The sequence below is a fragment of the Paraburkholderia sp. SIMBA_054 genome, from assembly GCF_046534875.1.
GTDB classification, from domain to species: domain Bacteria; phylum Pseudomonadota; class Gammaproteobacteria; order Burkholderiales; family Burkholderiaceae; genus Paraburkholderia; species Paraburkholderia hospita.
The window spans coordinates 1-245 of record NZ_JAWRXV010001430.1; the positions used below are offsets into that span (position 1 = coordinate 1).

At 63.3% G+C, this 245-nt stretch carries 1 protein-coding gene; it reads right to left on the minus strand.

Translation table 11 applies throughout. The features are described from left to right. Window positions 1-245, minus strand: a 245-nt coding sequence (locus tag SB822_RS59770; protein WP_410859469.1) for an ATP-binding protein, incomplete at both ends; no start/stop codon positions are given.

The following is a 245-nucleotide window of genomic DNA, read 5'->3' on the forward strand; positions in this document are numbered from 1 at the left end:
TCGTCGATCGGCAGGATGAACTGCAGCAGCGCGCCGCCTGTCGCCGGCGACTCCGCCCAGATACGGCCGCCGTGAGCCTCGACTATCGAGCGGCAAATCGACAGTCCCATGCCCATGCCTTCGGACTTCGTCGTAAAGAACGTGCTGAACATGCGGTCCGCATTGTCCTCGCTGATGCCCGTACCCGAATCCTGCACGCTCACGAGCGCATGGCCGGGGTCGAACATACCTGTGGCGATACGGAG